Here is a 25,842-nt window from a genome sequence, read left to right on the forward strand (position 1 = left end):
ACGGATGCGGCTGTGAATGCACGTGCGGGTGCGGATTCGACGCAACCCGCCACGACGCTCGAAGCCTCGTTCGCCGAGTTGCTCAAGCGCCACCGTTAAGGCGCGACCCTCGCGCTGGGCGCTTGACCGATACCGCATGCGATTGACGGTGCCCCCCGATGCGCCGTCTCCGCGGTCAAGGCGCGGCGCTCATGCCTGAGCGGCGCTCACGGACCTGCAATCCCATCAAAGACAGCATCGATGCATCGGCATCGCCGATCGGGCGCAAGCGGCATCGTTCAACACCGATCGGGCCCATGACGGGCCCTTGCGTGCGAGACGGGATGCCTGCGCTCAGATCGCGGCTTCGTTCTCTTCGCCGGTCCGGATCCGGATCACGCGATCGATATCCGACACGAAAATCTTGCCGTCGCCGATCTTGCCCGTGCGCGCGGCGTTGACGATCGAGTCGATGACGCTTTCGCATTGCGCGTCGGTCACGACGACCTCGATCTTGACCTTCGGCAGGAAGTCGACCACGTATTCGGCGCCCCGGTAGAGCTCCGTATGGCCCTTCTGACGGCCGAAGCCCTTGACCTCGGTCACCGTGAGTCCCGTGAGGCCGACTTCCGCCAGCGCCTCGCGGACTTCGTCGAGCTTGAACGGCTTGATGATCGCAGTGATACGTTTCATGGTGGTCCCTTAAATGGCTGGATGTGCTCTCGATGCTGCGGATGGCTGTGCGTGCGGCGCAGGCCACCGTCATATCGCGGGGTACACGATGTCGATCGGCATGCGCATGGATGGGCTTGCCTGCATTCTACCCGTCGCGGCGCGGCGCCCGAAGCGCCGCGTCCGGCACGCGCGTGCAGACGGCTCCTGCATGCCCTCCTGCATGCCTATTGGTCGGGCACGCTCGCGAGTTGTTCGAGCCAGACGACCGACTCGCCATCGCTCGGCGCGCGCCAGTCGCCGCGCGGCGACAACGAACCTCCGGTCCCGACCTTCGGCGCGTTCGGAATGCATGAGCGCTTGAACTGGCTCTGACGGAAAAACCGGTCGAGAAAGATGCCGAGGTTATGCTTGATCGCCGCGAGCGTGTAGGCGTTGCGCGCGACGTCCGCGCGCTCGGGCCAGCGTCCCTTTTCCCGGTCGTGCCACGCCGTGTGCGCGAGGAACGCGACCTTCGACGGCGCGAATCCGAACCGCAGCGTGTAGTAGAGATTGAAGTCCTGCAGCTCGTACGGCCCGATGACGGCTTCGGTCTTCTGCTCGATCTTGCCCGACTCGCTCGACGGAATCAGTTCGGGGCTGATCTCGGTCGACAACACGTTCTCGAGCACCTCGGCGCCGCTCTCGCTGATCTGCCGCGTTTCGGCGACCCAGCGCACAAGATGCGCGATCAGCGTCTTCGGCACGCTCGCATTGACGTTGTAGTGCGACATATGGTCGCCGACGCCGTACGTGCACCAGCCCAGCGCGAGTTCGCTGAGATCGCCCGTGCCGATCACGATCGCGTGATTGAAGTTCGCGAGCCGGAACAGATGGTTCGTGCGCTCGCCCGCCTGGACGTTCTCGAACGTGACGTCGTACTGCGCCTGGCCTTCGGCGTACGGATGGCCGAGATCGCGGAGCATCTGCTCGCATGCGGGCCGGATATCGATTTCGTGCGCCGAGCAGCCGACCACGCGCATGAGTTCGCGCGCCTGCTGCAAGGTGCGCTCGCTCGTCGCGAAGCCCGGCATCGTGTACGCGAGGATGTTCGTGCGCGGCAGGTTCAGGCGGTCCATCGCTTTCGCGCAGACGAGCAGCGCATGCGTCGAATCGAGCCCGCCCGAGATGCCGATCACGACCTTCGACAGCTTGCTCGACGCGAGCCGCTGCACGAGTCCGTGGACCTGGATCTGGTAGACCTCGTTGCAGCGCTCGTCGCGCCGGCGCGGATCGGCCGGCACGTACGGGAAGCGCTCGACATGACGTTCGAGCGGCAAGGCGCGCTCGCGCACGAGATGCGCGTCGAACGCGAGCACGCGAAAACGCGCGACCTCATGCGCATGCCGGCGCACCGACTGCGCGAACGTCGTCGTGTGCATGCGTTCGCGCGAAAGCCGTTCGAGATCGACGTCGGCGACGATCAGATGCGAGTCGTCGCGGAACCGCTCCGACTCGGCGAGCATCTCGCCGTTTTCGTAGATCAGCGCCTGTCCGTCCCAAGCGAGATCGGTCGTCGATTCGCCGCGCCCGGCCGACGTGTAGAGATACGCCGCGAGACAACGCGCCGACTGCTGCCCGACAAGCTGATGGCGATAGCCGGACTTGCCGATCACGACATTCGACGCCGACAGATTGACGAGCACGGTCGCGCCCGCGAGCGCCGCGAACGACGACGGCGGCACGGGCACCCAAACGTCTTCGCAGATCTCCGCGTGGAAGCGCAGCAACGGCAGATTGCTCGCCTGAAACAGCAGATCGGAGCCGAACGGCACGCGTTCGCCGAGCAGATCGATGGCATCGACCGGCGCGTTTTCGCCCGCGCTGAACTGCCGCGCTTCATAGAACTCGCTGTAGTTCGGCAGATAGCTCTTCGGGACGACGCCGATCACGCGCCCCGACGACACGACGACGGCGCAGTTGTACAACGCGTGCTGCACGCGCAGCGGCATGCCGACGAGCAAGGTCGTCGCGATCTCGCGCGACGCGTCGACGATCGTCCTGAGCGCGGCTTCGCATGCATCGAGCAATGCGGCCTGATGAAACAGGTCATCGCACGTGTAGGCCGACAAGCCAAGCTCGGGAAAGGCGACGAGCGCCGCGCCGCGCGCGGCGGCATCGCGTGCGAGCGCGAGCGTCTGGGCCGCGTTGAACGCCGGGTCCGCGACGCGGCAGCGTGGCACGCCGACCGCGACACGCGCAAAACCGTGGGTATAGAGATTGAAGAACGGATGGGTCATCACGCATTCCTAGGGGTTGCGCACCGGCGACCGATGCCGGGTGGACAACGCGGGTCGGGATATGCAGCTAAGATAGGGACGATTAGCGACCTTGTGCATCGATCGTCATGCGCCGCGCTCAGGCTCGCGCGACATGGCCGATGCTTTCGGAACGATTCGGGACTGATGGATTATCGCACGCGCATTGTCGAATCACCGGCAGACCTCGACGCCGACATGTGGAACGCGCTGCTCGCAAAGCAGCCGAAACCCACGCCCTTCCTGCGGCATGAATTCCTGAGCGCGTTGACCGAGGCCGGATGCGCGACGGCCGAGACCGGCTGGGCGCCGCGCTTTCTGACGATCTGGCGCAGCACGGGTCACAGTTCGACGCAAGACGACGGCGCGTCGCGCGAATCGGCTTCGAGGCCGAACCGCGCGCCGGAATCCGCTTCGACGTTCGCTTCAACGTCCGATTCCGCATCGGATCCGGCATCCGACTCCGACGACGCGCCGCGCGAATGGCTCGCCGACGGCCAGACGATCGGCCCGTCGAGCTTCGACGGCGAAACGCTCGTCGCCGCGATGCCGCTTTATCTGAAAAGCCATTCGTACGGCGAGTACGTGTTCGACTGGGCATGGGCCGATGCGTATCGGCGCAATGGCCTCGAGTACTACCCGAAGCTGCTCTGCGCGGTGCCGTTCACGCCGGTGTCCGGCGCGCGCTTGCTCGCGATCGACGACGAGAGCCGGCTCACGCTTGCCGCGACGCTGCGCGCGCTCGCCGAGGACTCGGGGGTCTCGTCGCTCCACGTGCTCTACCCGACCGACGACGAAGCGGGCGTGCTCGACGCCGTCGGCATGATGGCGCGGCGCGGCGTGCAATTCCACTGGGAGAATCCGGGTTACCGCGACTTCGACGAATTCTTGTCGACGCTCGAACAGAAAAAGCGCAAGAACATCCGCGCCGAGCGTCGCAAGGTCCAGGAGGCCGGTGTCACGATGCGTCGGGTCAAGGGACCCGATATCACCGACGACGCATGGCGCTTCTTCAACCGCTGCTACCAGCAGACGTACCGCGAGCATCATTCGAGCCCGTATCTGAACCTCGCGTTCTTCCGAACGATCGGCCGCACGATGCCCGAGAATCTGATGATGGTGATCGCCGAACACGAAGGCCGCCCGGTCGCGAGTTCACTCGTCGTCTACCAGCGCGACAGCGATGGCGGCACCTTGTATGGCCGCTACTGGGGCGCGATCGAACATATCCCGTGTCTGCACTTCGAGACGGCCTACTACCAGCCGCTCGAATTCTGCATCGAGGAGGGCTTGCGCGCCTTCGAAGGCGGCGCGCAAGGCGAACACAAGATGGCGCGCGGCTTTATGCCGACCGTCACGCATTCGGCGCACTGGCTCGCGCATCCGTCGTTCGCCGATGCCGTCGAACGTTTCCTCGCGCAGGAAACCGCGCATATGCGCGACTACGTCGACGAACTCCGCGAACACGATCCGTTCCGCCACGCCGGCGCGCGCGACGCGTAGACGCGGCAAGCCTCACGCCAGACGGTCGGCTCAAACGCAAACCCGGCGGCCGGCGCGCGCCGCGCGACGGGCCTCGGCCCATCGCGACGGGCGCGGCCCGGGCGCCGGGTTGCGTGTCGTGTATCGGCGTCGCGTGACGCTTACTTCGCGGCGTTCGCGATGCCGTCGGTAATTTCCTTGTGCGCGGCTTCGATGCCGACCCAGCCCTCGACCTTGACCCACTTGCCCTTTTCGAGCGCCTTGTAGTTCTCGAAGAAGTGCTTGATCTGATCCTTCAGATAACCCGGCACGTCGTCGATCGACTTGATGTTCGCGGTCATCGGGCAGACCTTGTCGTGCGGCACGGCGATGAGCTTCGCATCGACGCCCGACTCATCGGTCATCTGCAGCATGCCGAGCGCGCGCGCACGCACGACCGAGCCCGCGAGCAGCGGAAACGGCGTGATCACGAGCACGTCGACGGGGTCGCCGTCGCCCGACAGCGTGTGCGGGATGAAACCGTAGTTGACCGGATAGCGCATGCCCGTGCCGACGAAACGATCGACGACGAGCAGGCCCATTTCCTTGTCGGCTTCGTACTTGACGGGGTCGCTCTGAGCGGGAATTTCGATGATGACGTTGAAATCGGTCGGCAGGTCTTTGCCAGCGGGGACGCGGTCGAAGCTCATGGTGTTCTCTGTTTCAGGAGGTCTGTCGGCCGGCGCGCGAAGCGCCGTACGGGGAAATCATGCCGGCCGCAATTATAGCGGCAGCGCTCCGGGCGACGCCGCGCGGCGCGCGTTCAGGTCAGCTTGATCGCGAGCGCGCTCGCGCGGTAATGCGTGCTCGCCTCGCCCGCGTGGCCGAGCTCCTCATGGAGCCGCGCCAGCGCGCGATGCGCGCGAATCTTCAGCGTGTCGTTGTCGCCTGCAAGCGCGAGCGCCTGTTCGAGAAACGCCTGCGCCTTGCCCCAAAGCTGCTGCTGCAGACATAGGCGGCCCAGCGTGAACTTGAGATCGGCGTCGTCGGGGTGTTCGGCCTGCCACGCTTCCGCGCGCTGGATCAGCGGCAAGGCCTCGCCGCCGCCGCAATCGGCATAGCGGCGCAGCAGGCGCGCATCCCATTGCTGGGCAAGCGCGTCCTCGACAATCTTGCGCGCTTCGCGCGGACGATCGAGCTGCAGCAGCAGATCCGCCGCGAGATCGGCGATCCGCGGCGTCTGCCGCTCGGTCAACGGCAAACTGTCCCAGCACGCAAGCAAGGCGACCGGATCGTGCCGGCGGTCGCGCAGCAGGTTCTCGGCCGACAACTGCCGCAGCCGCAATGCGACGGCCGGGTGGATCGCCTCGCGCTTTTCGAGCAGCTTGACGAGCTTGAGCACCTCGGGCCAATGCTTGAGTTGCTGGTGCGCACGCAGCGCGATCTGCTGCGCGTTGAGCCGCCGCACGCCCTGCGCCTCGAGCTCCGCGAGCGCGTTCAACGCGCCTTCGGAATCGCGCGCATCGGCGCGCATATCGGCGCTCGCCATCAGACGCGCGTCCTGCCACTCCTTGTCTTCGATCTGTTCGAGCCACGCGTCGCGTCGCGCGTACTCGTGCATGCGGTGCGCGGCGAGCGCGCCGATCATCGCGGCGGGCGGCTGATTCTCGTCGAACGCGCCCGCATCGCGCGCCGCCTTTTCGGCGCGCGAGAAACGCCCCGCGTAGAGGTTCGCGAGCGCGTCGCGCAACGACGCATGCGCCTTCGCCGCGCGCGCGCGCGTGCGATAGGCTGCGACGCGATCCGGCATGCGCCAGAGATTGCGCACGGTGCGCGTCAGCACATAGATCACGATGAATGCGACGACGATCGCCACGATCGCGAAGTTCAACGACACGTCGATCCGGTACGGATCGTCGATGATCAGCACATGGCCCGCGTCGAAATGACCGAACAACGCGATCACGACCGCCGCGACGAACAGCAGCACCAGCCAGAAGAGAGCCCGCATCGCCATCGCGTCAGTCTCCGCTCTTGTATTGGTGAATCGCGTCGAGGCTCGCGTCGAGATTCGGCAGCTCGACGACGGTCGACGCATGGCGAACCTGTGCGATCAGATCGCGCACGGTCCGCGTCGCCTGGGCGTTCGGATCGAAATAGCGGGCGATCGCCGCATCGGCCGCATCGAGGTCCGAATCCATCGTTTTCTGATCGCGCGACAACAGCGACAGTCTCGCCGTCAGCAGCCGGATTCGAAGGTTCTCGCGCAGATAGACCGCCTGGTCCGGCGCGATCAGCATCGCGTCGGCATTGTCGATGCGGCGCACCTGCACGACGCCCGTCAACTCGTGAAGCACGCGCGTGCCGAAGTCGGCCCACCAGGCATCGAAGCGTTGGACCGCGACCTGGAAGGCCGTGCCCGACGGTTGTGTCGACGATGCGCCCGAGGCGTCGACTGCCGACGCACTCGACGCGCCGGATCCGCTGGACTCACCCGACGTACCCGACGCAGCGGCGCCATGCGCGGCCACGCGGCCGCCGTGCTTGCCGTTCACCGACGCGGGCGACGAGGCGGCCGCAGCCGCGGGCACCGGGCCCTCGCCCGCGAGCGGCAACGCGTCGAGGCGCGCGATCGCATCGTCGAGCTTGATCGCCAGACCCGTGATATCGGCGTTCGGCGCGGCCTTGAGCTTGTCGATGTCGAGCGCGATCGCCTTGCGGATCGAGAGGATCTGCGGACTATTGAGCTCGGCGAGCCGCCCGTCCGCGTTCTGCAACGCGTAAAGCGCGAGTTGCACATTGCCCGTGAGCTGGAGCTGTTGGCTCGCGTTCGCGAGAATCTCGCCGATCTCGGACAGCGTCCACTGCGTGCGGTCGCGCGCGAGATCCTGATACATGTTCTGCAACGCCTGCTGCTGCCCCTGCGCGTCGGCGAGCTTGCCTTCGATCTGCGCGAGATGCTGGTCCGTTTGCCGCGTGGCGTCGAGCGCGCGGGCGCTGTCCTGCGTCGACGCGTTCGCCGAACGCTCGGCCGTCTGTTGACGCGCGTCGAGCGCGCGCTCGACGCGATCGAGCTTGCGATTGAGCGCATAGCCCGCGACGCCGGCCGCGACGGCGACGACGAGCGCCAGCCATACGAGCAGCAGGCGTCCGCGTTGCCGTCCCGCGCCCGGCTGGACGGGGCGATCGGCCCCGCTCGCGCTGAAGCGCGTCGGCGAGATCGTCGTGTTCTGTGGGGTGTCTTTCGAATCCGTCATGCTCGATGAAGCTCCGCGAAGCGTCGATGAGGCGGCCGGCGTCGCACCGACCGGCGGGGCGGCTGCGTCGCCCTCCCCGCTGGCTGAATGGATAGGCGCACCGATCGGTCGATCGGGCCGGGGCGCGCCGGCTTGATTTTCGTCAGGCCGGCTTGCGTCCGAGCGATTTGCGTCAGACCCGCTTGCGTCAGACCCGCTTGAACCCGACCGGTGGGCACCGCCTCGGGCCGCATCCGTCTGGGGTGCGCTCGCCAAGACAGCGCGCAACAGCGCGGCGTCGCCGGCCGCGCCGGTCGTTACTCTATCAAACCCGCATGCGCGCGCCGTTTCGGCGATCCGCGCATGCGGCACGATCCAGGGCGCGCGATGCAAGGCGGCGCGCTCGGTCTCGTCAAAGTGGATGGCGGCGAGCGTCTCGAGATTGCGCACGGCCTCCGAACTCGTGACGACCCAGGTCGCGCCGCCGTCCGCGAGCCAGCGCCGCACGCGCGTCAGCGCGTCGGGATCGGGCGACGGCACGCTGCGGCGATACGCGGCGACGGGATCGACGTCGGCGCCCCGCGCACGCAAGGTGTCGGCAAGCAGTTCCCGGCCGCCGTCGCCGCGCACGAGCAGCACGCGCTTGCCCGCGAACGATTCGAGACCCGCGTCGCGCGCGAGCGCGGCGATCAGCGTTTCGGAATCGAACCGGACCGCGTCGGGATCGACGGGTGCGTCCGTCGAGGCGCTGACCTTCGAGGCCGCGGCCTCATCAGCTTCGGCCGATGCATCCGCGTGCGCCTGTGCGTCGGGCGGCGCGGCGAAAAAGCTGTCGCTCGATACGACGCGCGCCGCGTCGGTACCCGCGTCGGCGGCCCGCGCCGCAGACGACGCGGGTACCGATGCGGGCGATGCCGTTGAGGCGGCAGGTGTCACCCCGACGGGCGCTGCTTGCACGGCGCCGGTGGCCGCAAGCGACTGAGCCATAACCGTATGCGCCTGCTGGCTCGCCCCGTCGGGCGCGAAGATCCGATATCGCGGCGACGCAACGCCGTGCTCCGCGAGCGCGGCGATGCTGCCCGGCCCCACGACGGCGATCGGTACGTGTTCGGGCCATGCACCGCGCAAACGGGCAAACGCCTGATTGACCGCATTCGGCGAGACGAAGACCGCGAGCGCGTAGTCGCCGAGGCGCGCGAGCGCGGCATCGAGCGGCGCGCTGTCGGCCACGGGCGTGATCGCGATCAACGGAAAATCGACGACCTCGCACCCCGCGTCGCGCAGGGCCGCGCCGAGCGCGGCGGACTGCCCGGCCGGTCGCGTCAGCACGACGCGCCGGACCTCACGCCGTTGGACACCGTCGCGTCGACCGTCGTCGTGCGGCCCCCCTTCGGGTGAGCCGTCGTCATGCGGGCCGGCGCCGCTTCGGGCGTCATCGGCGCGCGCGTCGCGACCTTGAACGCCGCCGGACGGCGCGGCGTCACGGTCGTGCGGGCGCGCCGGATCCGACGTCATGCGCGCGCGGGCGGCGCGTTCACGCCGCGGACAGCTTCGACGATCGCATGCGCGCCCTGCGCCGCCAGCGCGTCCGCGACCTCGCGACCGAGCGCGTCGGCGGCGTCCTGCGTGGCGGGCCGCGCCCGCGCTTCCGCGCGCAAGATCCGCGATCCGTCGGGCAAGGCGACGAAGCCGCGCAGACTGAGTTCACGCTCGCCGCCGTGTTCGAGCCAATGCGCATAGGCCGCGAGCGGCACCTCGCAGCCGCCCGCGAGCGCGCGCGAGACCGCGCGCTCCGCACCGACCGCGAAGGCCGTGCGCGCGTCGTGCAGCGGCGCGAGCCATGCCGCGACGTCCGTGCGATGGGCGGCAATCTCGATGCCGAGCGCGCCCTGTCCGGCCGCGGGCAAGCTGACTTCGGGTTCGAGCAGATCGCGGATGCGCGACGCGAGCCCGAGCCGTTTGAGCCCGGCCGCAGCGAGAATGATCGCGGCGTAGTCGCCCGCGTCGAGCTTGCGCAGGCGCGTGTCGAGATTGCCGCGCAGCGGCTCGATCACGAGACCGGGGTAGCGTGCACGCAACAGTGCCTCGCGCCGCAGGCTCGAGGTGCCGACGACGCTGCCGCTCGGCAACGCGTCGAGCGACGCATAGGTGTTCGACACGAACGCATCGCGCGGGTCCTCGCGCTCGAGAACGGCCGCCAGACTGAAGCCCGGCGGGAGATCCATCGGGACGTCCTTGAGCGAATGCACGGCGAGATCGGCGCGTCCGTCGGCCAAGGCGGCTTCGAGTTCCTTGACGAACAGGCCCTTGCCGCCGACTTTCGATAGCGTGCGATCGAGAATTTGATCGCCGCGCGTCGTCATTCCGAGGATCGAAACCTCGCAAGATGGATATAATTTTTGCAGCGCAACCTGAACATGTTCAGCTTGCCACATCGCCAAGCGACTTTCGCGCGACGCGATCACCAGCTTCTCAGGCGACTGGGAAGCCGACACCACCCCGGTATTCATCTCAGAGACCCTGACAAAATGTGGACGGCCCGATTTTGTGGACCGACCATTCATTGAACGTTGCGTGCGGAACGGCAAGACCGCGCGACGGCGTGTGGATCATTTTGTCAGGGGCTCTGGCGAAGGGTTGGATATAAGAAAACATGGTAGCACGCACCCATGCGCCGCTATGCCCATGCTCAAAGAGGAAACATCGTGACGTCTCAAGGTAAGGACCGTACCCGCTCTGCCAAGCGCAGTATCGCCGCCACCCGCTCGACTGCGGCCAGGGCCACCCTGAAGACGCCCGGAGACGCGACCAAACGGGCACCCTCGCCCAAGTCGAAGACCGCGGCGGCTGACGGCACCGCAACCCCGACCCGGGCCGCCAAGAAGGCGACGGCCCAGGCCGCCGCCACGCAGGCCCCCACGACGGCCCGCGCACGCGCGGCGACCCCCTCCGCCAAGACGGCGGCCCCCGCGACGAAGCGCGCCGCCGCGCCCGCGGCGAAATCCGGTGCGACGCCCGCACCGCGCGCCAATGGCCAGGCCGGCGCGCCGCGCGCGCGCGACGACAAGGACCAGCCGCTGTTCGAGGACATCCGCTTCCTCGGCCGGCTGCTCGGCGACGTCGTCCGCGAACAGGAAGGCGACGCCGTGTTCGACGTCGTCGAGACGATTCGTCAGACGGCGGTCAAGTTCCGCCGCGAAAACGATCGCGAGGCCGCGCAAAAGCTCGACAAGATGCTCAACAAGCTCGACCGCGAACAGACGAACTCGGTCGTGCGCGCGTTCAGCTACTTCTCGCATCTCGCGAACATCGCCGAGGACCGCCATCACAACCGGCGTCGCCGCGTGCATGCGCTCGCGGGTTCCGCGCCGCAGCCGTCGACGCTCGCGCACGCGCTCGAACGGCTCATGGAAACGGATCGCGACTGTGCGAAAACGCTTCAGCGCTTCTTCGACGAAGCGCTGATCGTGCCCGTGCTGACCGCGCACCCGACCGAAGTCCAGCGCAAGAGCATTCTCGACGCGCAACACGATATCGCGCATCTGCTCGCCGAGCGCGACCGCGAATTGACCGCGCGCGAGCGCGAGCAGAACACCGAGTCGCTGCGCGCGCGCGTGACGACGCTCTGGCAGACGCGGATGCTCCGCGACACGAAGCTGACCGTCGCCGACGAAATCGAAAACGCGCTGTCGTACTACCGCACGACGTTCCTGACCGAGATCCCCGCGCTTTACGACGACATCGAGCACGCGCTCGGCGAGCACGGCATCGATGCGACGCTCGCGCCCTTCCTGCAAATGGGTCACTGGATCGGCGGCGATCGCGACGGCAACCCGAACGTGACGTCGGAGACGCTCCAGCGCGCGATCACGCGGCAAGCCACGGTCATCTTCGAACACTATCTGAACGAAGTACACACGCTCGGCGCCGAGTTGTCGGTCTCGAGCCTGCTCGTCGAAGCGAGCAGCGAACTCCAGGCGCTGTGCAACGCATCGCCCGACCAGTCGGCGCACCGCAGCGACGAGCCTTACCGGCGCGCGCTGATCGGCGTCTACGCGCGCGTCGCCGCGACCGCGCGCGCCTTGCTCGGCGACGGCGTCATCGCGACGCGCGAAACCTTCGACGCCGTGCCGTATGCGCGTCCGGCCGACTTCTCGCACGATCTGCAGGTGCTCATCGATTCGCTGATCGCGAATCACGGCGCGTCGCTCGCGAAGCCGCGCCTGATTCCGCTCGCGCGCGCGTCCGAGATCTTCGGATTCCACCTCGCGAGCATCGATCTGCGCCAGAGCTCGGATATCCACGAGGCGGTCATCGCCGAACTGCTGTCGAGCGCCGGTGTGCTGGCCGACTACGCGTCGCTGCCGGAAGACGAAAAGATTCAGTTGCTGCTCGCCGAACTCGGACAGTCGCGGCCCTTGCGCTCGGCGTGGCTGCCGTATTCGGATCGCACGATCAGCGAACTCGCCGTCTTCGAGGCCGCGCGCTCGATCCGCGAACGCTTCGGCGCGCGCGCGGTGCGCAACTACATCATCTCGCACACCGAAACGGTCAGCGATTTGCTCGAAGTCATGCTGTTGCAGAAGGAATCGGGGCTGCTCGAAGGCCGCCTCGGCAGCACGGACGCGCCGGCCACCGTCGGCCTCATGGTGATCCCGCTGTTCGAGACGATCGCCGACTTGCGCGACGCGCCGAACATCATGCGCAACTTCTTCGCGCTGCCGGGCATCGCCGAGGTCGTCGAAGACCAGGGCGGCGAGCAGGAAGTCATGCTCGGCTATTCGGACAGCAACAAGGACGGCGGTTTCCTGACCTCGAACTGGGAACTCTATCGCGCTGAAGTGGCGCTGGTAGCGCTATTTCAGGAGCGCGGCACGAAGCTGCGCCTGTTCCACGGACGCGGCGGCACCGTGGGCCGAGGCGGCGGTCCGACGTATCAGGCGATCCTGTCGCAGCCGCCGGGCACCGTCAACGGACAGATCCGGCTCACCGAACAGGGCGAAATCATCGCGAGCAAGTTCGGCAACCCCGAGATCGGCCGGCGCAATCTCGAAACGGTCGTCGCCGCGACGCTCGAAGCCTCGTTGCTGCCCGAGCGCAACACGCCCGACCAGTTGCCCGTGTTCGAGCAGACGATGCAGGCGCTCTCCGATGCCGCGATGGCGTCGTATCGCGCGCTCGTCTACGAAACGCCGAACTTCAAGGACTACTTCTTCCAGTCGACGCCGATCAACGAGATCGCCGAACTCAATATCGGCAGCCGTCCCGCGTCGCGCAAGCTCCAGGATCCGAAGCAACGCAAGATCGAAGACCTCCGCGCGATTCCCTGGGGCTTCTCGTGGGGTCAGTGCCGCCTGCTGCTCACGGGCTGGTACGGCTTCGGCAGCGCGGTCCAGACCTGGCTCGGCGCGTCCGCGACGCCGGCCGAGCGCACGCGCCGTCTCGCGACGCTGCGCAAGATGAACAAGACCTGGCCGTTCTTCGCGACGCTGCTCTCGAACATGGACATGGTGCTCGCGAAGACCGATCTCGCCGTCGCATCGCGCTATGCGGAGCTCGTGACCGACAAGAAGCTGCGCAAGCTCGTATTCGACCGTATCGTCGCCGAGTGGGAACGCACGTCCGCGGCGCTGTCCGAGATCACGGGCAGCCCGCAGCGTCTCGCGACGAACCCGCTGCTCGCGCGCTCGATCAAGAACCGCTTCCCGTATCTCGATCCGCTCAATCACTTGCAGGTCGAACTGATCAAGCGTCGCCGTTCGGGCATGGACGATCAGCGTCTCAATCGCGGTATCCACCTGACGATCAACGGCATCGCGGCCGGTTTGCGCAACACGGGCTGATCGCGACGGATCCTCGCGCGACGGCGAGCGGTAGCGCTATCGTCGAATCAGGGGCACCGGCCATGGGGGCGGTGCCCTTTTTTCATGGGACGGACCATCGATGCATGCGGTGACTCGCGGCGGCCGGGGGTCGCCGAGATAGGTTGATGGTTGGCATGGGCTTTGGGCTTTGGGCTTTGGGCTTTGGGCTTGGGCTTGGCTCTGGCTCTGGCGTTCGGCGTCGTGAATCAAACGCCTCAGTACTCGCACGCGATCTGGAATCCGACGGTCGGCGCGGCCGTCGTCCAGCCCTTCGGTTTCCAGAGCGGCACGCCCGCATAGACGTCGTAGCGTGTGGCCACGGGCGCACCGACAGCGCCGCGAACCCCGACGACCGCGCCCGCCAGCCGCATCGGCGAATGCCGCGGCGCGTCCGACCGCGCGACGTGTCCGTAGTCCGCGCCGACATAGATCGCATGGCCGCCGATCGGCATGGCCAGGTCGTTACGCCAGTAAAAACCGCGCTCGCCGGTCAACACGCGCTCCCCGTCGAAGCCGCGCACGGTCCAGCGCATCCCGATCGCGAGCTGGTCGATGTCGTAGAGCGAATCGGGCGTCCATTGACCATGCCACGCCGTCGTATAGATCCATGGCTGCGAGCCGATCGCGAACGGAATCGAGACGTTCGTATCGAGCAGCGCCATCCGGTAGAGATCGGTCCGGCCCGCGTCGCTGCGATCGCGTCGCGCGCCGAACCATGACGTGCCTTGCCGCCACGCGACCATCGTGTCGATCTGCGCGGCGCCGAGATGGTGACGTTCGGCAAGCGCCCATTGCACGTACGTGCGGTTGTCGCGCTGTACGTCGAGCTCGGTATCCCCGAGATACGCATGGCCGAAGCGCCGGCCGAGCCGAAACTGAAGCTCGAGCGTCGCCGCATGGGTGCGCATCAGATGGCGCGCGAGCTGCCATTCGACGACCGTCGAATCGCCGGTCGTGACATGGACGCCCCTGCGTCCCACGAAGCGCCGCGCGTAGCGGCTCCCCGATGCATGGATCGAAGCGAGCCAGAACCCGTACGGCACCGCATAGAACAGCGTCCATCCGCTCGATGCCCTGTCCTTCTGACCGAGCATCAGATCGTGACTCAACGACGCGCTCGCACGATCATTGAGTCCCAGCGGATTGTCGACACGCATCGACACGGTGCCTTGGAGCTTACCCGTCGCGTCGAAGCCACTGTTGTCGACGCTCGCGGCCACATGCCACGGACGCTCGCGTTCGATTGCGATCACGATATCGCTTTGACCCGGCGCATCCGCCGGCTCGATCGTGAAGTGCGCGTCCTGACCGGGGACGTGCCTGAAGCGAACGAGCGCCTGCTCGATGTCGTCGAGCCTCAGCGTATCGCCTGCGCGCACAGGAAAGGCCGTATGCCACGACGCACGGATCCCGGGGTCCGAAAACCGGATCGCGCGGATGACGCCGGGGATCAGATACAGCCTGAGCACGTGCTCGGACAGCGTCTGCGCGGGCACCCGGATCCGGGTCGTCACATAGCCGCGCGACAAGATCTCGGCACCGAGCCCTTGTGCAATTCGCGACACCCCCTGTTCCCCGATACAGTGCCCGCGATACCGTTCGAGCCAGTCGGCGGCGAACGCAAACGGATCCTGAGGCAACGCCGATGCGCCCGCGCGCCGCGCCGCGTCGGGCAGCGCATCGGGCACCTCGAGTACGAAACGCTCGATCGCGAAACACGGGGTCTCCTGCGGCACGGCCGGCGCGGTGACCGGCGCGGCTGGCGCGCCCCGCACGTCCGGGGCCGCCAGCGTCCGCATGCGCGCCCGTGCCTCGTGTTGCTCGCGGTCGCGCAGGATCTGCGCCGCGGCCGTCCCATCGCTCGATGCCGAGATCCCGCCATCGAGCCGATCGTCGAGCGGCGCGGCGACGGCGAGCATGGGGAGGCCCGACATCAACGCGACGCCCGCGAACCGCGTCCCGCCGCGAAACCCACCGCGCGCCGCACGATGACGAGCGCGGTCCATGCAACATCGCGTTCCGGCGCCCGTTCTCATGGACCTCATCGCGGACGACGTTCGAAATTCGGTTTCGGTGCCGGCTGCGCCGCCGCGCCGGCTTTGCCGCCCCCCGTGCCGCCCCCCTGACTGTGCGCCTGAATCGCGGCATCGCTGAGATTCACGCCGCGCTCGCGGATGAACGCAATCTCCATCGGATGCAGCGTGCTCTGCGCCCAGTTCTCGACGCGCTCGGGCGGGTCGTGTGCGCGGCACGTGCCGTTTCCGTCGTCGCAGGGTTTCGTGAACCACTGCGTGAGCGACCCGTTGTCGATGCGCGTGCGCGTCCGGTACGCATCGACGTTTTGAATCGTCTGGCCCGGCGCGAGCGCCTCGTGCCTGAACCGCTCTCCCGCAATGATCTGACTGCCGTCGTTGACCGCTCGCCCCCGCAGGAAGACCGAACGCCCGGCTTCGATCAAGCCCGGACGGCTCTCGCTGACCTTCGCGTCGATATATTCGCGATCGACCTCGTAGCGCGCGTAGCGCGCCATGGTTTTGCCGTCGCGCGTCTCGGCGACGGGGATGCCGTCGACCTTGACGAGACGCACATCGCTGCCGTCATACCGTTTGTTCGTCGCGGAGTCGATCCATTCATCGACGCGCGAACGTGTCCTCACGGCGTCGTGGATCGCGAGCCTGCTGTTACGGTTCTCGATCGACTGCGCGGTGACGTCGACATCGAGCACCGACGCGAGGGTCCCCGTGTTATGCAGCGCGCGCATGGGCGGCGTCGCGCCGCGCGTCTGCCAACGACCGGAATTGCCGTAGAGCCTCAAGTTGCCCGCACTTCGCACAACCGCACCGGGACCGTTGATCATTCTCTGCGCGGCGATCGTTAAGGTGGTGCGTGCGTCGATGCGCCCCGACTTATCCGCGTCGTAGCTCGCATGCCAGGATCCGCGCGTGCGTTCGGGCGCGCTCCACGGCTTGACGGTGCGCCGGTAGTTCGCGACTTCGTCCGCGCCGAGCACGACATTGAAGCCGCCGATCTGACCTTCGTTCGCGATCGAATCCTTCACGTCGAAAATCAGCTCGGCCGCATCGACAACGCCCCGCCCGCGATTCCAAGCGGTACCCGCGGTGAGCCGCATGTTTCGCCATGCCACGATGCGGCCGTCGTTATCGAGCCGTCCGTCCGTCATCACCCGGATCCTGCCGTAGTCGGGCGCGGGCTCGGACAACCCCCGATCGTCCTTGCGCTGCGCCGCGGCGAGATGGCCGAGGTTGCGTACGCCCACGCCCGCGTCCGTCGCGATCAGCTCGATATGCGATGCGAAGATGCCGCCCATTTCCGCGACGTCGATGCCCCAGCGCCCGGCCCTGCCCACCGCTTCCGCCGCCTCCACCGCGCGTTCCTCGTCCGTCAGGTCCTCGCTCGCGATGCGCGTCGCACCGCTCTGACTCTCGCGTCGGCTGGTCGTCGGGGCGTTATAGCGCACGCCGTTCGCGCCGGCCACGAGCCAGGCTTCACCGCTGCGCGTCTCGATCTCGCCGTCGACGACGATCCGGCGCGCCCAGAGATCGAGCCGCGTCAGCCCCGGCGCGCGCAATCCTTCACGCACGGTGATCGCGCCTTGCGTCACGCGATAGACACCGAGCGCGTCCTCTCCGGCGAAATCGGGCCGCCCCGTCGTGAGCACGACGCGCGGCGTATTGACGAACTCGCATCCGGCGCACGTGATGCCGTTCGGATTCGCGACGACGACATCGGCCTGCGCGCCCGCCACCTCCATGACGCCTTGCAACTGCGACGGCGTCGTCCCGAGCACTTCGTTGACGATCACGCGGGCCGGCCCGCTGCCCGCGAGGTTCGGGTTCGGCGGCACCGCGTGGCCTCGCGCATGGGCCGCGGCGGTCGCGTTGTTCAGGATCAAGCCTTGTCCCGGCACGTTGAACGTCGTGTAGGTGTTGTGGCTCACGCCCGACGCCGTCGGCGCCGTGATGTCGACGATCGGCGTATGGGCGTCGATCGTGACCGTGGGTGCGTGCGGACCCGGGGCCGCGACGACCGGCGCTTGCGCACGCGCGTCGCCGATTGCGCACGCCATGGCGATCATCGCGGCCGATATCGCGACACGGTACGCCTGCGCCGCCTTCCGACTCTGTGTTCGATCCATTCGTGAAGCTCTCCCGTGCGTCTGTTTTTCAATACGCAAAAAAAGCGTCCGACGAATGTAGCGAGCAATGCGCCGCCCCTGGACCCGCCACGTGCAAATACGAAACGTCCGAGCGAACCACGGACAACGTGCACGTCACGATTCGGACACGCGGGCATCGCATACCGGAATTGAACCTGCGACCGATACCGATCCGAGAACGATCGAGCGCCTTCTCGTCATAGGCCGTGAACGACCGGACAGCCATGCGGTCGACCGTCGCCGACGGCCCATACGGCTGTGTCCGAACGCGATCGACGCGACCCGCGAGACGAGGATCTCGGCGGCACGGTTTTGGCGATCGGCGTGCGAGGCGTTACGATAGGCGCGTCCCGATATCCGAAGCGCGCCGCCCTGACGGCGCGTGCCTCGCCCGCCGATGCCAACGAGCCCGCCCACGCCTCCCGCGTCTTCACCCCGCGCCGCGCGCGACCCCGGCCCGCTTCGCTCGCCCGAACGCGAACTCGGCGCGTTCATCCGCGCGCACCGCGAACGCCTGAGCCCCGAGGCCGCGGGCGTGCCCGCCGGCAACCGGCGGCGCACGCCGGGCCTGCGCCGCGAAGAAGTCGCGCAGCTCTGCGGCGTGAGTCCGACCTGGTACACATGGATCGAACAGGGCCGGCCGGTGTCGGCGTCGCCCGACGCGCTCGCGCGTATCGCGGTCGCGCTGCGCCTCACGCGCGCCGAGCGCGCCTACCTCTTCGAACTCGCCGCGCTGCGCGACCCGTCCGACCCGACGCCGGGCGCGAGCGACGCGCCGAGCGCGCTCATCACGAGCGTCGCCTTGTTCGACGCCCCCGCGTACGTGCTCGATCGCCAGTGGACGATCCTCGCCTGGAACGCGCGCGCGAACGATCTGTTCGTCGGTCTGCTCGGCAGCGGCGACGATCACAATCTGCTGCGCTGGATGTTCACGAGCGAGATCGCGCGCACGCTCGTCGTCGACTGGCAGGCGCGCGCGCGCAGGCTCGTCGGCGAATTTCGCGCCGATTCGAGCCGCCACCTGAACGATCCGCCGACGCGCTCGCTCGTCGAAAACCTGCTCGCCGCGAGCGAGGACTTCGCGCACTTCTGGCGCGCGCAGGACGTCGTCGAACGCGAGGGCGGCGTGCGTGATTTCCTGCATCCGGTCCACGGCGCGCTGCGCTTCGATCAGATCACCCTGAAGCCCGCGCTGCGCGACGATTTGAAGTTCGTCGCGCTGATTCCGCTCGAAGGCGGCGCGCGCCCGGAGCATGGCGACGGCCGGTTGGTATAATTCCGCGATTCATCGACCGCGCCCGCCGGCTTGCGCCGCCCCGCGGTCGCGCTTTGTTCCGCGCCCGCGCGCCCTAACCGCACTCACCATGACGTCCCAACTTCACAAGAAAGGCGAAGCGTGGTCCGCCCGCTTCTCCGAGCCGATGTCCGAGCTCGTCAAACGCTATACGTCGTCGGTGTTCTTCGACAAGCGACTCGCGTTCGTCGACATCGAGGGCTCGCTCGCCCATGCCGGCATGCTCGCCGCCCAGAAGATCATCAGCGCCGACGATCTCGCGAAGATCGAGGCGGGCATGGCGCAGATCCGCGGTGAAATCGAGCGCGGCGAATTCGAATGGCAGCTCGATCTCGAAGACGTCCACCTCAATATCGAAGCGCGCCTGACCGCGCTGATCGGCGACGCGGGCAAGCGGCTGCACACGGGCCGTTCGCGCAACGATCAGGTCGCGACCGACATCCGCCTCTGGCTGCGCGGCGAAATCGACCGCATCGGCGGCCTGCTCGGCGATCTGCGCGGCGCGCTGCTCGATCTCGCCGACCAGCACACGAACACGATCCTGCCCGGCTTCACGCATCTGCAGGTCGCGCAGCCCGTCACGTTCGGCCACCACCTGCTCGCGTACTTCGAGATGTTCAGCCGCGACGCGCAACGCATGCTCGACGTGCGCAAGCGCGTCAATCAACTGCCGCTCGGCGCGGCCGCGCTCGCGGGGACGAGCTATCCGATCGACCGCGAGCGCGTCGCGAACACGCTCGGCTTCGACGGCGTATGCCGCAACTCGCTCGATGCCGTCTCCGATCGCGACTTCGCGATCGAATTCACGGCCGCCGCCTCGCTCGTGATGACGCACGTCTCGCGGCTGTCGGAAGAACTCGTGCTGTGGATGAGCCCGCGCGTCGGCTTTATCGACCTCGCCGACCGCTTCTGCACGGGCTCGTCGATCATGCCGCAAAAGAAGAACCCGGACGTCGCCGAGCTCGCGCGCGGCAAGACGGGTCGCGTCAACGGTCACCTCGTCGCGCTGCTCACGCTGATGAAGGGGCAGCCGCTCGCGTACAACAAGGACAATCAGGAAGACAAGGAACCGCTGTTCGATACGGTCGACACGGTCGCCGACACGCTGCGGATCTTCGCCGAGATGGTCGCCGGCATCACGGTCAAGGCCGACAATATGCGCGCGGCCGCGCTGCAGGGCTTCGCGACGGCGACCGATCTCGCCGACTACCTCGTCAAGCGCGGTCTCGCGTTCCGCGATGCGCACGAGGCGGTCGCGCACGCGGTCCGGATCTGCGAGACGCGCGGCATCGACCTCGCCGATCTGTCGCTCGAACAGATGCGCGCGGACCTGCCGGCGGTTGCATCGCTGCTCGGCGACGACGTGTTCGACTATCTGACGCTCGAAGGATCGGTCGCGAGCCGCGACCATATCGGCGGCACGGCGCCGTCGCGCGTGAAAGCCGCGATTGCCGAAGCCCGCGCGTCGCTCGCGTCGCCGCGCTAGACGCGCATTCGCCCGCCTCTCGCGCAAGCGATGCGCGCGCGGCGGGCGCGATATCCCGACACACAGGGACGCCTCGATCGGTGTGACGTCGCCCCGGACGTCAGGGATTGCGGCTCAGGTTCGCCGCAATCCGTCATCTCCGCGCTGCCGCGCCGTCACGCCACTCAGTCGCGCACGCAATCGACGAAGTATTCGACGCGCCCGTCGACGACCTCGGTCACGAGACCGTGGATGTCCGTATGGAAGCCCGGGAAGCGTCCGTTGAATTCGCGCGCGAACTGCAGATACCGCACGATGATCGGATTGAACCGCTCGCCCGGAATCAGCAGCGGAATGCCCGGCGGATACGGCGTGAGCAGGATGCTCGTCACGCGGCCTTCGAGCTCGTCGATCTTCACGCGGTCGATCTCGCGGTGTACGAGCTTCGCGTACGCTTCGGTCGCCGTCATCGCGGGCACCATGTCCGACAGATACATCTCGGTCGTCACGCGCGCGACGTCGTTGGCCTTGTAGACGCTGTGAATCTGGTCGCAGAGATCGCGCAGGCCCGTACGCTCATACGCCGGATGCTGGGCGACGAACTCGGGCAACACGCGCCACAGCGGCTGATTGCTGTCGTAGTCGTCCTTGAACTGCTGAAGCTCGGTCACCATGCTGTTCCAGCGGCCCTTCGTGATGCCGATCGTGAACATGATGAAGAACGAGTAGAGGCCGGTCTTCTCGACGATGATGCCGTGCTCGGCCAGATACTTCGTCACGATCGCGGCCGGAATGCCCGCGTCGCCGAACTCGCCGTCGATCCCGAGCCCCGGCGTGATGATCGTCGCCTTGATCGGATCGAGCATATTGAAGCCCTCGGCGAGATCGCCGAAGCCGTGCCAGCGGTCGCCGGGCTTGAGCACCCAATCCTCGCGATCGCCGATGCCTTCCTCGGCGAGATGCTCGGGTCCCCAGACCTTGAAGAACCAGTCGTCGCCGTATTCCTCGTCGACCTTGCGCATCGCGCGCCGGAAGTCGAGCGCCTCGGCGATGGACTCCTCGACGAGCGCCGTGCCGCCCGGCGCCTCCATCATCGCGGCCGCGACATCGCACGACGCGATGATCGCGTACTGCGGGCTCGTCGACGTATGCATCAGATACGCCTCGTTGAAGCGATGCTTGTCGAAATTGTGGTCGACCGACTCCTGCACGACGATCTGCGAGGCCTGCGAAATGCCCGCGAGCATCTTGTGCGTCGAGTGCGTCGCATAGACGGTCGCGCTCGTGCGCGAGCCGCCCGCGCCGATCGCGTGCATGTCGCGATAGAACGGATGGAATTCGGCATGCGGCAGCCACGCTTCGTCGAAGTGCAGCGTATCGAGCATGTCGCCGAGCAGGTCCTTGATCATCTCGACGTTGTAGACGACGCCGTCGTAGGTGCTCTGCGTGATCGTCAGGATCCGCGGGCGCGCATTCGGATTCTTTTCGAGGGCGGCGCGCGCGAACGGATTCGCGAGCATCTTGCGCTTGATGTTCTCGGGCTCGAATTCGCTGCGCGGAATCGGACCGATGATCCCGAAGTGATTGCGCGTCGGCGCGAGGAAGACCGGGATCGCGCCCGTCATCGTGATCGCGTGGAGAATCGACTTGTGGCAGTTCCGGTCGACGATCACGATATCGCCGGGCGCGACGGTCGCATGCCAGACGATCTTGTTCGACGTCGACGTCCCGTTGGTCACGAAGAACACGTGATCGGCGCTGAAGATGCGCGCCGCGTTGCGCTCGGATGCCGCGACAGGCCCCGTATGGTCGAGCAACTGGCCGAGCTCGTCGACCGCGTTGCAGACGTCGGCGCGCAGCATGTTCTCGCCGAAAAACTGATGGAACATCTGGCCGAGCGGATTCTTGAGGAACGCGACGCCGCCTGAATGTCCGGGGCAATGCCACGAGTACGAGCCGTCGGCCGCGTAGTGCGTGAGCGCGCGGAAGAACGGCGGCGGCAGCGAGTCGAGATAGCTGCGCGCCTCGCGGATGATATGGCGCGCGACGAACTCGGGCGTGTCCTCGAACATGTGGATGAAGCCGTGGAGCTCGCGCAGGATGTCGTTCGGGATGTGCCGTGACGTCCGCGTCTCGCCGTACAGGAAGATCGGAATATCGGCGTTGCGGCGGCGCACTTCCTCGACGAACGCGCGCAGCGCGACGATCGCGAGCGCGAGTTCGTTTTCACCGTCGCCCTCGCTCGCCGTGACGAACTCGTCGTCGTCGATCGACAGGATGAAGCACGATGCGCGGCTCGCCTGCTGCGCGAACGCGCTCAGATCGCCGTAGCTCGTGAGGCCGAGCACTTCCATGCCCTCGCCTTCGATCGCCTCCGCAAGCGCGCGGATACCGGAACCCGAGATGTTCTCGGAGCGGAAGTCTTCGTCGATGATGACGACCGGAAAGCGAAACTTCATGAGCAAGGCTCCAAAAGCGACGGCCCGCGACGCGGGCCTCGAAATTCAAACTGCGCCGCGCCCGATCGGCGCGACCTGTTGTCCGCGGGGTCTCGCTCCCCGGATGGCGACGCGAGCGGCCGCCCGAACCCACCGTACCAACGCCCGATGACACGCGCGTGATCGGCGCGTCGGGCGCGCGGCGATCACGCCTTCGGCAAGGTCACGCCGTGCTGGCGCTGATACTTGCCGCCGCGGTCGGCGTACGACGTCTCGCAGACCTCGTCGCTCTCGAAGAACAACACCTGCGCGACCCCTTCGTTCGCGTAGATCTTCGCGGGCAGCGGCGTCGTGTTCGAGAACTCGAGCGTCACATAGCCCTCCCATTCGGGCTCGAACGGCGTCACGTTGACGATGATGCCGCAACGCGCGTAAGTCGACTTACCGAGGCAAACGGTCAGCACGTTGCGCGGGATCTTGAAGTACTCGACCGTGCGCGCGAGCGCGAACGAATTCGGCGGAATGATGCAGACGTCGCCCTTGAAGTCGACGAACGACTTCTCGTCGAAGTTCTTCGGATCGACGATCGTCGAATTGATATTCGTGAAAATCTTGAAATCGTCGGCGCAGCGGATGTCGTAGCCGTAACTCGACGTGCCGTAGCTCACGAGTTTCGTGCCGTCGGCCGACGTACGGACCTGACCCGGCTCGAACGGCGAGATCATGTCGTGCTCTTCGGCCATGCGGCGAATCCACTTGTCGGATTTGATGGTCATGTCGCGATCGCTGGGAGGAACGAGCCGGCCGCTGCGCGGGCGCGCCGGCCGGGATAAAAAACGCGCATTTTACTTGATCGCGACGCGGCGTCGCACAGCGCACGCGTACCCGTGCGCCCGGCCGCGCGATTCGTGACACGCACGCGGGATCAGCGCCGGATCACGCCGCACGCGAGCCTCGGGCCGTCGCTGATCGTCTGCGCCATCGCATACGGATCGTCGGCGTCGCGATGCACGACGAGCACGTGCCCGATGACCGAACGCACGCCGTCGAGCGCGAGATCGGTCACGACGAAAAAGCCGTTCGCGACGCCGTTCGCATCCGCGTGCACATTCGGCAGGTCGCCCTCGATATGCGCGCTGCGCGTGGCGCCGGCCGGCACCTGCAGCGGATTGAAGACGTTGCCGATCCCCTCGGGCCCCGCGCCGATGCAATCGCTCGAATCGTGGATATGCAGACCGTGATCCGAGTCGGGCGGCAAGCCGGCGAGGTTATAGGTGACCTGCACGCCGTCGGGGTTCTCGACGAACGTGACCGTGCCGCGCGCGGTCAGGCCCGGCGCCGGCAGCAGCTCGACCGATGCCCGCCGCGCATGGTCGCCGATCAGCGCGCACCCTGCGACCGACAGCGCGCCCGACAGCGTGATCGATAACGCAAGCGACCGCGCGAACAACGCGACGCGCGGCGCGCCGTCGCGCGCGGAGCAGACAAGCGAGGTGGATCGACGCTTCATGCAGCCTCGGATCAGGTGTTTTGCACGACGATCGACGGGAACTTCGAAGTCATGTCGCGCGACTTGTCGGCGATCGAGATCGCGACCTTGCGCGCGATCTCGCGATAGAGCGCGGCCACGGGACCATCGGGTTCCGCGATCACGGTCGGATTGCCCGCATCGGCCTGTTCGCGGATGCCGATCGACAGCGGCAGGCTGCCGAGCAGCGTCGTGCCGTAGTCCGCGCACATGGCCGCGCCGCCGCCCGATCCGAAGATGTGCTCGACGTGACCGCAGTTCGAGCAGATGTGCACGCTCATGTTCTCGACGATGCCGAGGATCGGGATATCGACCTTCTCGAACATCTTGAGACCCTTGCGCGCGTCGAGCAGCGCGATGTCCTGCGGCGTCGTCACGATGACCGCGCCCGTGACGGGGACTTTCTGCGCGAGCGTGAGCTGGATGTCGCCGGTGCCCGGCGGCATGTCGACGACGAGGTAGTCGAGCTCGCGCCAATTCGTCTGGCGCAGCAACTGGTCGAGCGCCGACGTGACCATCGGCCCGCGCCAGACCATCGGATTGTCCTTCTCGATCAGAAATCCGATCGAATTGACCTGGACGCCGTGCGCGACGAGCGGCTCCATCGTCTGGCCGTCCTTCGATTCGGGGCGGCCGTCGACGCCGAGCATCGTCGGCATCGAGGGGCCGTAGATATCGGCGTCGAGCACGCCGACGCTCGCGCCTTCGGCGGCGAGCGCGAGCGCGAGGTTCGCCGCGGTCGTGCTCTTGCCGACGCCGCCCTTGCCCGATGCGACGGCGACGATGTTCTTGACGTTGGGCAGCAGCTTGACGCCGCGCTGCACGGCATGCGCGACGATGTCCTGCGAGACCGACACGCTGCGCGCGCCGATGCCGGGCACCGCGGCCAGCGCGCGTTCGACGGCGTCGCGAATCGCCGCATGCTGGCTGCGCGACGGATAGCCGAACACCACGTCGACCTGCACGTCCGCGCCGTCGATCGCGACCTTGCGGATCGCCTTGCCCGCGACGAGATCGCGCTGCGTATTGGGGTCGACGACGGTCGCGAGCGCCGCGTCGATGGATTGCCTGTCAATCGTCATAGGGATCAGTCGCCGGGAGGACACCGGCTTTCGAAAATGCAAAAATTTGTTGCGGCAGTTGCGCCATATTGCGCGCCACGGCACGCTTTGCCGCACCCGAAAGCGGGCGCGGCGCGCGCGACGCCATACGATGCGGGCCAGACACGCGATGCCGGCGCCTATTGTAGCGTCTCGGCGTCGAAGACTCCGGCCCGTGCGAGCATGAGCAGCCCGCATGCCCGGTCGGTCTCGACGGGGTTCGCGAGACGCGCGCGGCGCGTCTCGCGTCCGTCTTTCGCGTTCGCTTTTCGCGTCATGTCGAATCATCCTTCGAATCACGCGTTCATTCGCTTTACCGCCTGTTCGCTTT

General features: G+C 67.1%; 17 protein-coding genes. 4 read left to right on the forward strand and 13 right to left on the reverse strand.

The window, feature by feature from the left end:
* Positions 1–333: 333 nt before the first annotated feature.
* The gene (locus D7S86_RS10025) at positions 334–672 is read right to left on the reverse strand and encodes a P-II family nitrogen regulator (protein ID WP_121085898.1); all 339 of its coding nucleotides are present in this window, start codon (positions 670–672) and stop codon (positions 334–336) included.
* 206 nt (positions 673–878) lie between these two features.
* Positions 879–2,930 carry an NAD(+) synthase gene (locus D7S86_RS10030; RefSeq protein WP_121085900.1) on the reverse strand — a complete coding sequence of 684 codons (2,052 nt, stop codon included), beginning with the start codon at positions 2,928–2,930 and terminating at the stop codon, positions 879–881.
* Between the two features lie 165 nt (positions 2,931–3,095).
* On the opposite strand from D7S86_RS10030, the gene D7S86_RS10035 reads away from it, so the two are divergent.
* Complete coding sequence (locus tag D7S86_RS10035) at positions 3,096–4,451, forward strand: GNAT family N-acetyltransferase (protein WP_158601917.1); 1,356 nt, start codon at positions 3,096–3,098, stop codon at positions 4,449–4,451.
* 140 nt (positions 4,452–4,591) lie between these two features.
* Here D7S86_RS10035 and ppa read toward each other — a convergent pair whose 3' ends face one another.
* The 4 genes from ppa to hemC form a co-directional block, all read right to left on the reverse strand.
* The gene (ppa, locus tag D7S86_RS10040) at positions 4,592–5,119 is read right to left on the reverse strand and encodes an inorganic diphosphatase (protein ID WP_121085904.1); all 528 of its coding nucleotides are present in this window, start codon (positions 5,117–5,119) and stop codon (positions 4,592–4,594) included.
* Between the two features lie 113 nt (positions 5,120–5,232).
* Positions 5,233–6,426, reverse strand: a complete 1,194-nt coding sequence (locus tag D7S86_RS10045; RefSeq protein WP_121085906.1) for a heme biosynthesis HemY N-terminal domain-containing protein — start codon at positions 6,424–6,426, stop codon at positions 5,233–5,235.
* Positions 6,427–6,430: 4 nt separating this feature from the next.
* Complete coding sequence (gene hemDX, locus D7S86_RS10050) at positions 6,431–8,974, reverse strand: fused uroporphyrinogen-III synthase HemD/membrane protein HemX (RefSeq protein WP_240648073.1); 2,544 nt, start codon at positions 8,972–8,974, stop codon at positions 6,431–6,433.
* 182 nt (positions 8,975–9,156) lie between these two features.
* Complete coding sequence (gene hemC / locus D7S86_RS10055) at positions 9,157–10,155, reverse strand: hydroxymethylbilane synthase (RefSeq protein ID WP_121085910.1); 999 nt, start codon at positions 10,153–10,155, stop codon at positions 9,157–9,159.
* Between the two features lie 276 nt (positions 10,156–10,431).
* Here hemC and ppc point away from each other — a divergent pair, with 276 nt between their 5' ends.
* Entirely contained in the window at positions 10,432–13,488 is a 3,057-nt protein-coding gene (ppc, locus tag D7S86_RS10060; protein ID WP_420813225.1) for a phosphoenolpyruvate carboxylase, read from the forward strand.
* A 236-nt stretch (positions 13,489–13,724) separates the two neighbouring features.
* Here ppc and D7S86_RS10065 read toward each other — a convergent pair whose 3' ends face one another.
* Together D7S86_RS10065 and D7S86_RS10070 are read right to left on the reverse strand one after the other, a co-directional pair.
* Positions 13,725–15,515, reverse strand: coding sequence for a ShlB/FhaC/HecB family hemolysin secretion/activation protein (locus D7S86_RS10065; protein WP_158601918.1), 1,791 nt, complete (start codon positions 15,513–15,515; stop codon positions 13,725–13,727).
* A gap of 35 nt (positions 15,516–15,550) precedes the next feature.
* On the reverse strand, positions 15,551–17,596 hold the full coding sequence (locus D7S86_RS10070) for a filamentous hemagglutinin N-terminal domain-containing protein (protein WP_205962784.1): 2,046 nt from the start codon (positions 17,594–17,596) through the stop codon (positions 15,551–15,553).
* A 487-nt stretch (positions 17,597–18,083) separates the two neighbouring features.
* Here D7S86_RS10070 and D7S86_RS10075 point away from each other — a divergent pair, with 487 nt between their 5' ends.
* Together D7S86_RS10075 and argH are read left to right on the forward strand one after the other, a co-directional pair.
* Positions 18,084–18,962, forward strand: coding sequence for a helix-turn-helix transcriptional regulator (locus tag D7S86_RS10075; protein ID WP_121085918.1), 879 nt, complete (start codon positions 18,084–18,086; stop codon positions 18,960–18,962).
* 88 nt (positions 18,963–19,050) lie between these two features.
* A complete protein-coding gene (gene argH, locus D7S86_RS10080; RefSeq protein ID WP_121085920.1) occupies positions 19,051–20,466 on the forward strand; it encodes an argininosuccinate lyase in 1,416 nt (471 codons plus the stop codon).
* A gap of 164 nt (positions 20,467–20,630) precedes the next feature.
* On the opposite strand, the gene D7S86_RS10085 is transcribed toward argH, so the two are convergent.
* The 5 genes from D7S86_RS10085 to D7S86_RS29495 form a co-directional block, all read right to left on the reverse strand.
* Positions 20,631–22,904 carry an arginine/lysine/ornithine decarboxylase gene (locus D7S86_RS10085; protein WP_121086136.1) on the reverse strand — a complete coding sequence of 758 codons (2,274 nt, stop codon included), beginning with the start codon at positions 22,902–22,904 and terminating at the stop codon, positions 20,631–20,633.
* Positions 22,905–23,089: 185 nt separating this feature from the next.
* Positions 23,090–23,659, reverse strand: coding sequence for a dCTP deaminase (gene dcd, locus D7S86_RS10090; protein WP_121085922.1), 570 nt, complete (start codon positions 23,657–23,659; stop codon positions 23,090–23,092).
* Between the two features lie 149 nt (positions 23,660–23,808).
* Positions 23,809–24,393: a superoxide dismutase family protein gene (locus D7S86_RS10095; RefSeq protein WP_121085924.1), complete on the reverse strand. Its 585-nt coding sequence runs from the start codon at positions 24,391–24,393 to the stop codon at positions 23,809–23,811.
* 11 nt (positions 24,394–24,404) lie between these two features.
* Entirely contained in the window at positions 24,405–25,493 is a 1,089-nt protein-coding gene (gene apbC / locus D7S86_RS10100; RefSeq protein ID WP_121085926.1) for an iron-sulfur cluster carrier protein ApbC, read from the reverse strand.
* Positions 25,494–25,651: 158 nt separating this feature from the next.
* Positions 25,652–25,789, reverse strand: a complete 138-nt coding sequence (locus D7S86_RS29495) for a hypothetical protein (RefSeq protein WP_158601919.1) — start codon at positions 25,787–25,789, stop codon at positions 25,652–25,654.
* Between the last annotated feature and the right edge of the window lie 53 nt (positions 25,790–25,842).

This window comes from Pararobbsia silviterrae (assembly GCF_003628125.1).
In the GTDB taxonomy this organism is placed as follows: Bacteria; Pseudomonadota; Gammaproteobacteria; order Burkholderiales; family Burkholderiaceae; genus Pararobbsia; species Pararobbsia silviterrae.